The following is a 945-nucleotide window of genomic DNA, read 5'->3' on the forward strand; positions in this document are numbered from 1 at the left end:
AGGGCAGCCACTGGCTGCCCTTTGTGCGTAACGGCGATGACTCTGCCTCGGGGTTTACGTCGATCAGTTGCAACCGTCAGTAGAGGTGGAGTTCAGGTAGCTCACCTCACCGGCAGGCTGATAGTCAGCCACATTGATGGTCTTCTTGATCTCGATATACTCCTTCAGCACAGCCGCATCCACCAGCCCGGCATTGATGGTGTCGATCTTGGGATAGCCATCGCCACCGGCTGCGCTGAAGCTCGGAATGGCGAAGCTGTAGGTCGCCGCCGGATCGAACGCCTTGCCACCAATGCTGGTGATGTTCACGCTCTTGGCCTGGCAATCCACCGCCATGTTGATGCCGCCAAACTGGGCATAACCGCCGGTATTGCGAGTCTTGGTGGCAACCTGTCCCAAGTAGCTGGCCAGCTCACTGCCATTCATGACGGCCTTATTGACCGTGTTGCCGAACGGGTGCACCAGCAGCACGCTGCGATAGGTGATGTCGCCGGCCGGGATGCTGTCCCGTACGCCGCCGGAGTTGACGATACCGAAATCGGTCGCCAGTTTGCTGGAGGTGGCGGTTGTGATCAGGCGTCCCAGATTGGTCTGCATGTTGCGCACGCTGGCACGATCGCCAACCAGCAGGCCATCGCTGGAACCGATCACCACGCTCAGCTCCTGCTGGCCCTTCTCCTGATAGCCGAGCAGGGTGTTGTAGAGTTCGGGATCCTTGGTGATCTCGTCCTGGACGAACTGCATCTTGGCCGGATCCTTGGTGGCGGCGCCGGTCGCGTCGATGGGATCACCCTTGGCATTGCGCTTGACGAGGTTGACCGGGATCAGCTCATAGCTGGTGAGGGTCAGCTTGCCATTCTGGTAATCAAACTGGGCACGACCCACATACTTGCCCCACTCGTGGGCCTGCATGATCCAGGTACCGTTCTGCTGATCCGGCAGGCA

The 945-nt window shown here is 59.7% G+C and carries 1 protein-coding gene; it reads right to left on the reverse strand.

Translation table 11 applies throughout. From position 1 onward, the window contains the following. Positions 1–63: 63 nt before the first annotated feature. Positions 64–945: 5'-nucleotidase C-terminal domain-containing protein (locus BN1123_RS11730; protein ID WP_042027184.1), on the reverse strand; the 882-nt coding region annotated here is incomplete at its 5' end.

Source organism: Aeromonas enteropelogenes (assembly GCF_000819845.1).
Lineage (GTDB): Bacteria > Pseudomonadota > Gammaproteobacteria > Enterobacterales > Aeromonadaceae > Aeromonas > Aeromonas enteropelogenes.